The organism is Blastomonas sp. CCH1-A6 (genome assembly GCF_001556365.1).
Taxonomy (GTDB): domain Bacteria; phylum Pseudomonadota; class Alphaproteobacteria; order Sphingomonadales; family Sphingomonadaceae; genus Blastomonas; species Blastomonas ursincola.
Window position 1 is genome coordinate 23561 of sequence record NZ_LSIS01000515.1, and the last position, 6655, is coordinate 30215.

Annotated in this window: 6 protein-coding genes; all 6 read left to right on the forward strand. The window is 64.7% G+C overall.

Features of this window, described 5'->3' with window-relative positions; genetic code table 11:
* Positions 1–76: 76 nt before the first annotated feature.
* The gene (locus AX735_RS22615; RefSeq protein WP_231750228.1) at positions 77–844 is read left to right on the forward strand and encodes a tetratricopeptide repeat protein; all 768 of its coding nucleotides are present in this window, start codon (positions 77–79) and stop codon (positions 842–844) included.
* 65 nt (positions 845–909) lie between these two features.
* Positions 910–2235 carry a PQQ-like beta-propeller repeat protein gene (locus tag AX735_RS22620; protein ID WP_066284864.1) on the forward strand — a complete coding sequence of 442 codons (1326 nt, stop codon included), beginning with the start codon at positions 910–912 and terminating at the stop codon, positions 2233–2235.
* Positions 2236–2291: 56 nt separating this feature from the next.
* Positions 2292–3698, forward strand: coding sequence for a ribosome biogenesis GTPase Der (gene der / locus AX735_RS22625; protein ID WP_066284865.1), 1407 nt, complete (start codon positions 2292–2294; stop codon positions 3696–3698).
* Between the two features lie 142 nt (positions 3699–3840).
* Positions 3841–4290 (forward strand): Hpt domain-containing protein, encoded by a 450-nt coding sequence (locus AX735_RS22630; RefSeq protein WP_066284871.1) that lies wholly within the window; start codon positions 3841–3843, stop codon positions 4288–4290.
* 54 nt (positions 4291–4344) lie between these two features.
* On the forward strand, positions 4345–4869 hold the full coding sequence (def, locus tag AX735_RS22635) for a peptide deformylase (protein ID WP_023837385.1): 525 nt from the start codon (positions 4345–4347) through the stop codon (positions 4867–4869).
* Positions 4870–5088: 219 nt separating this feature from the next.
* Positions 5089–6594, forward strand: a complete 1506-nt coding sequence (gene rmuC, locus AX735_RS22640) for a DNA recombination protein RmuC (RefSeq protein ID WP_066284866.1) — start codon at positions 5089–5091, stop codon at positions 6592–6594.
* The last annotated feature ends 61 nt before the right edge of the window (positions 6595–6655 follow it).

A 6655-nucleotide genomic window follows, 5' to 3' on the forward strand; every position in this document is an offset into this window, starting at 1 on the left:
AGCCCGCGTTTAAAGACGCTGACCTTGAGCCGGGGCGAACGCCTTTCGGCCGCGAAAGCTATGCAAGGAGCCCGTTTTGGCGCTGACACCGAAAAAGGACGCAGACGCCGCGCGCGACGCCATGTTCCTGCGCGAAGTCGATGATGCGCTGCGTCAGGACCAGATGGCTGGGATCGTCCAGAATTACGGCAGGCACCTGCTGATCGGCATCGTCGTCATCCTGCTCGCGCTGGGCGGCTGGTTCTGGTACCGCCACAGCCAGGCCGAGGCTGCCGGTGTGCGCGGCGAGGAAATGACCAATGCGCTCGATGCGCTGCGGGGCAACAATCTGGCAGGCGCAGCCAACGCCCTGAAGCCGCTCGAGACTGCGGACCAACCGGGCTATCGCGCCGCCGCGCAACTGCTCCAGGCGGGCATCAAGCAGGAACAGAACGATCCCAAGGCGGCAGCGGCGATCTTTGCCAAGGTGGCCGGCGATGACAGCCTGCCGCAGCCGCTGCGCGACCTTGCGCTGATCCGCCAGACGGCGGCAGAATATGACAGCCTGAAGCCGCAGGACGTGATCGCGCGGCTCAAGCCGCTGGCCGTGCCGGGCAACCCCTGGTTCGGCAGCGCTGGCGAGATGGTTGCCATTGCGCACATGCGGATGAACAAGCCGGATCTGGCGGGTCCGCTGTTCCAGAAGCTGGCCGAAGACAAGCAGGTGCCGGAAACCATCCGTTCACGTGCGCGTCAGTTGGCGGGTGTCATGGGCATCGACGCGGTCGATGATCCGGGCAAGGCGCAGGGCGTTGCGACCCCCGCTGCTGCGCCGGGTCTGGTCGCACCGTCGGGTGCGCAGTAAGAAGAATTTTGCGGGTCGCTACCGTTGACGTTGATTTAGTGATGATTCGGGGAGCTTGACTGGCAATGCACAAGGCAAAATGGGCGACGATTCTCGCGCTGTCGGCCACGCTGGCAGGATGCGGCGTTCTGGGCGGCAAGGATAAGCCCGTCACGCCCACTTTGGGCAATCGCACCTCCATTCTGACCCGCGCCGAAAACGGTGCGGAGGTGGACAAGGACCTGGCGGGCGTATCGGTAATCCTGCCGCCGGCAGTGACCAACGCAAACTGGAACCAGCCGGGCGGCAGCGCCACCAAGGCCATTGGCCATCTGACCATTGGCGACAATATCACCCGCGCCTGGAGCGCCCGGATTGCAGGGTCGAGCCTGCGCGTCCGCCTCGCCGCCGCGCCGGTCGTGTTCAACGGTCGCCTCTATGCCATCGACACCAGCGGCACGGTCCATGCCTATGACGCCGCGTCGGGTGCCCCGGTCTGGTCGGTGACGATCGAGCCGGATAATGGCGGATCGGCCTCGGTTTTCGGCGGCGGCGTCAGCGTGGATGCGAACCGGGTCTATGCCACCAACGGCGTCGGCGAAGTCGCCGCGCTCAACCCCAGCGACGGTTCGCAGATCTGGCGCGTCAAGCCGGCTGGCCCGCTGCGCGGCGCACCGACCCTGGCCTTCGGCTCGGTCTATGTGATGACGCAGGACAACCAGCTCATCGCGCTCAACCAGACCGATGGCACCACGACCTGGAACCAGAGCGGATCGCTCGGCCAGGCGGGCGTGTTCGGCGTGGCGGCGCCGGCAGCGGGGCAGGGCACCGTGGTCGCCGGTTTCTCGAGCGGCGAGCTGATTGCCTATCGCTATGAAAATGGCCGCAACCTGTGGTCCGACGCTCTGGCGCGCACCAGCATCTCGACCTCGGTGTCTACGCTGACCGATATCGATGCCGATCCGATCATCGATCGCGGCCGCGTCTATGCAGTGGGCGAGGGCGGCCGCATGGCCGCCTATGAGCTGGTCACCGGTCAGCGCATCTGGGAGCTCAACATCGCAGGGATTTCGACCCCGGTGATCGCGGGCGAATGGCTGTTCGTGCTGACCGACGACGCGCGCATCCTGTGCATCGCACGCGCCACCGGCAAGGTGCGCTGGTCGACCCAGTTGCAGCGTTATCGCAAGGAAAAGAAGAAGGAAGGCGCGATCTACTGGAACGGGCCTGTGCTGGCGGGCGGACGCCTCTTCACGGTCAACACCGAGGGCGAAGTGGGCAGCGTCAATCCGGCGGACGGCACGTTTTCGCTGCTGTTCGAGCTGAAGGAGAAGGTGTCGTTGCCCCCGATCGTAGCAGACAACACGCTCTACATTCTCGACGACGGCGGCACGATTACTGCCTATCGGTGATGACAGCCTGATTGCGGGGGGAGACAAATGCTCCCTTCCGCTATACAGGCGGCAGAATGTTACCCGAAATCGTCATTATCGGCCGGCCCAATGTCGGCAAATCCACCTTGTTCAACCGTCTGGTGGGCAAGAAGCTTGCGCTGGTCGACGACCAGCCCGGCGTCACGCGCGACCGACGCGTCGGCAAGGCGGAGCTGCTCGGCCTGCACTTCCAGATCGTCGATACCGCAGGCTATGAGGACGAGGACCCCGAGACGCTGCCGGGCCGGATGCGCCAGCAGACCGAAGCCGCAGTCGCCAGCGCGCGCGCGGCGATCTTCGTGTTCGATGCCCGTGCCGGGCTGACCCCGCTCGACGAGGAAATCGCCCGCTGGCTGCGCACGACCAAGACGCCGATCATCCTGATGGGCAACAAGGCGGAGGGCCGTTCTGCCGATGCGGGCCTCATGGAATCCTACGCGCTGGGCATGGGCGAACCGATCGCGTTCAGCGCCGAACATGGCGTCGGCATGGCCGAACTGTTTGACGCGCTGCGCCCGCTCATCGAGGACTGGGAAGAAGAGGGCGAGCCGGAGACCCAGTTCGCCAATGTGCATCTCGATGCCGAATCGGTCGACGAAAGCGCGCTGGAAGCTGCGCCGCTGCAGCTTGCGATCGTCGGGCGTCCCAATGCCGGCAAGTCGACGCTGATCAACAAGATCCTGGGCGAGGATCGGCTGATCACCGGGCCCGAGGCCGGCATCACCCGCGATTCGATTGCGATCGACTGGACCTGGAACCCCGCCGATGGCGCGCCACCCCGCAAGGTGCGGCTTATCGATACCGCCGGCATGCGCAAGAAGGCCAAGGTTACCGACAAGCTGGAAAAGCTCTCGGTCGCCGATGCGCGCCGCGCGATCGATTATGCCGAGGTCGTGGTGCTGCTTCTCGATGCGACGCGCGGGCTGGAGCTGCAGGAGCTCAAGATCGCCGACCATGTCATCAAGGAAGGCCGTGCACTGGTCATCGCCATCAACAAGTGGGACGTGGCTCAGGATGCCTCCAGCCTGTTCAACGGCATCAAGGCGGCGCTCGACGAAGGTCTCGCGCAGCTCAAGGGTGTGCCCGTGCTGACCATTTCGGGCGTTACCGGCAAGGGCATCGACACGCTGATCAAGGTCGCGTTCGAAACGCGCACCGCCTGGTCGCGCCGCGTTTCGACCGGCCAGCTCAACCGCTGGTTCGAAATGGCCGTGGAAACCAATCCGCCGCCGGCTCCCGGCGGCAAGCGGATCAAGCTGCGCTATATCACCCAGGCCAAGGTGCGCCCGCCGGGCTTCGTCATCTTCGGCACGCGCGTCGACGAACTGCCGGAAAGCTATTCGCGCTATCTCGTCAACGGCCTGCGCCGCGAGCTCGGATTCGGCGCGGTACCTGTGCGGCTTACCTATCGCGCGCCCAAAAATCCCTTTTCAAACAACTGATTTGGGGGCAATTATTGAACGCTGCCCAGTCATCGACATTTTTGTCTTAAAACGATCAATGACTAGCTTTGCGCAAGACTTCATTTACCATTAGCGATGTAGTTTCCGGTGTCAGTGCTTGGACATGCCGGGAGAAAGCATCATGTCTTACGAGGAAGCGCCGTTGGTGAACTGGTCGACCTATGCCGATGCACGGGCGACTATGGGCAACGATTTCGTGCGCATTCTGGGCTATTTTCGCGAGGACGGCGTCAAGTCGGTCGACGCGATCGAAGCTGCGATGCGTGAACGCAACGCGGCCCGGCTGGTGCTGCCCGCGCACACGCTGAAGAGCGAAGCGCATCAGTTCGGCGCGGAGCGCCTGGGCCTGCTGTCCGAGAAGATCGAGATGGTCGCGCGGCACTGCGTCGAGACGCATGTCGAGCCTGACGAGCTGCTCGAAGACGTGGTCTCGTTGCGCGAGATGTTCCTGGGCTCGCTCACGCTGCTTGAAAAGGAAGCCAATCCGCTGGTCGAGCGGCGTGGCTTTGGCCGGCGCCCGCTGGCAGCGGCGGGAGGCCTTTCGGCGCCGCGCAGCTTCGGTCGCGCCTGACACGACCTGTGGCCACCGCTTGACCGGGCGGCCTTGCGGTCATATCTGGACGGCATGGCTATCCGTCCCATCCTAGAAGTGCCCGATCCGCGGTTGAAGACCGTCTCCACCCCTGTCGAGACGTTCGACGACGAGCTGCGCACGCTGGTCGCCGACATGTTCGAGACCATGTACGATGCGCCCGGCATCGGCCTGGCCGCGATCCAGGTCGGCGTGCCCAAGCGGGTGCTGGTGATCGACCTGCAGGAGCAGGAAGACGAGGAAGGCAAGCCGATTAAGGCGCCGCGCGTCTTCATCAATCCCGAAATTCTCGACCCTTCGGCCGAACAGTCGCTGTATAACGAGGGCTGCCTGTCGGTCCCCGACCAATATGCCGAGGTCGAGCGCCCCGCGAGCATCCGCGCGCGCTGGCAGGACCTTGACGGCAAGGTGCACGAAGAAGCGATGGACGGGCTGATGGCGACATGCCTGCAGCACGAGATGGACCATCTCGAAGGCATCCTGTTCATCGACCACCTGTCGCGGCTCAAGCGCCAGATGGTGCTGAAAAAGCTCGAGAAGATGCGCAAGGCGGCGTGATCGCTGCACTGACCCTTTATTGCTGAAAGCCGTCACCCCCGCGAAGGCGGGGGTCCCGCTTCTCCTTCGCCTTTGCCAGATAAGCGGGATTCCCGCGTGCGCGGGGATGACGATGGCGGCAAGCACCTTACCCCAATCCGGCGGCAATGCCCCATTGCCAAGCGTGCCACCGCGCTCTAGGTTCGCCTTTCGTTCCACTCTTGAGTTCGGAAGCTTGTCATGGACCCGATGGTCGCCATTCTCATCGCTGTTTCGCTGATCGTCGGGCTCGGAATCGGCTGGTTCTTGGGCGGCAAGCCGGTCGCCGATGCCCGTGCCGAGCGCGACGAGGCGCAGGCGCAGCTCAAGGCGCTGCAGGAGCAGTTCAATGCGGCTATCCGCGATCTCGCTGGGACCAGCGAGCGTGCGAAGCTCGCGGACGAGCTCGCGCTGAAACTCGACGAGGCGCGCCAGCAGGGCGCGGCGCTGCAGGGCCAGCTTGCCGCTGCCAGCGAGCGTGCGCGCCAGGCTGATGATCTGGCTCAGCGGCTCGATTCGCTGCGCACGCAGTACGAGGCCGTTTCGACCGAGCTTTCCGCGATGAAGGCCGATGCCGCCAATCACGATAAGCAGGTGAGGCTGCTGGTCGAAGCGCGTGAGCAGCTGGCGCAGCAGTTCGGCGAAGTCGGCAACAAGCTGCTCGGCGAAGCGCAGGAAGCGTTTCTGCGCCGCGCCAGCGAACGCTTTGCCCAGTCCGAGGAGAAGAACGAGGAGAAGATCCGCGCGCTGCTCGCGCCGGTGGGCGAGCGGCTGAAAAGCTATGAGGATCAGGTCCAGAAGATCGAGGCGACGCGCAGCGAGGCCTATGGCAATCTCACCGGGCTGATCGAGCAGATGCGCGCCGGGCAGGAGCGGGTGCAGACCGAGGCGGCGCGGCTGGTCAACAGCTTGCGCAATGCGCCCAAGGCGCGTGGGCGCTGGGGCGAGCAGCAACTGCGCAACGTGCTCGAAAGCTGCGGCCTCGCCGAGCGCACCGATTTCCTGATGGAGCTGAGCGTCGACACCGAGGACGGACGGCTGCGGCCCGATGCCGTGGTCAAGGTGCCCGGCGGGCGCTCGCTGGTGATCGACGCCAAGGTGTCCTTGAACGCCTATCAGGACGCATTCGGGGCGGATGACGACGATGCGCGCCGGATCGCGCTGACCGCGCATTGCGCCTCGATGAAGGCGCATATCGATGGGCTGTCGCGCAAGGCCTATTGGGACCAGTTCGCCGACGCGCCCGATTATGTCATCATGTTCGTGCCTGGCGAACATTTCCTCTCCGCCGCGCTCGAGCATGACGCCAAGCTTTGGGATTACGCGTTCGAGAAGAAGGTGCTGCTGGCGACGCCGACCAATCTGGTCGCGATCGCGCGCACCGTGGCCAGCGTCTGGCGGCAGGAGGGTCTCGCGCAGGAGGCCCGGCAGATCGGCCAGCTCGGCAAGGAATTGTACGACCGGCTCGCGGTCTCGGCAGAGCATTTGAAGCGCGTCGGCTCAGGCCTGTCGAGCGCAGTCGGCCATTACAACAAGTTCGTCGGCAGCTTCGAGCGCAATGTGCTCTCCACCGGCCGCAAGTTCGCCGCGCTCAACATCGAGACCGGCAAGCGCGAACTGGAGACGATCGACGAGATCGAGGCACTACCCCGCTATGGCGACGCCGCACTGATCGCGGCGGCCGAGCCGGAGGAAGCGGCGGAGTAATCCTCATAATTCCTCCCCCAGCGTGCTGGGGGAGGGGGACCGCCCGCGCAGCGGGTGGTCC

Excerpts from the sequence above, each read along its gene's own strand:
- rmuC (WP_066284866.1), top strand. The coding sequence starts at position 5,089 with ATGGACCCGATGGTCGCCATTCTCATCGCTGTTTCGCTGATCGTCGGG.
- def (WP_023837385.1), top strand. The coding sequence starts at position 4,345 with ATGGCTATCCGTCCCATCCTAGAAGTGCCCGATCCGCGGTTGAAGACC.
- der (WP_066284865.1), top strand. The coding sequence starts at position 2,292 with ATGTTACCCGAAATCGTCATTATCGGCCGGCCCAATGTCGGCAAATCC.
- AX735_RS22620 (WP_066284864.1), top strand. The coding sequence starts at position 910 with ATGCACAAGGCAAAATGGGCGACGATTCTCGCGCTGTCGGCCACGCTG.
- AX735_RS22630 (WP_066284871.1), top strand. The coding sequence starts at position 3,841 with ATGTCTTACGAGGAAGCGCCGTTGGTGAACTGGTCGACCTATGCCGAT.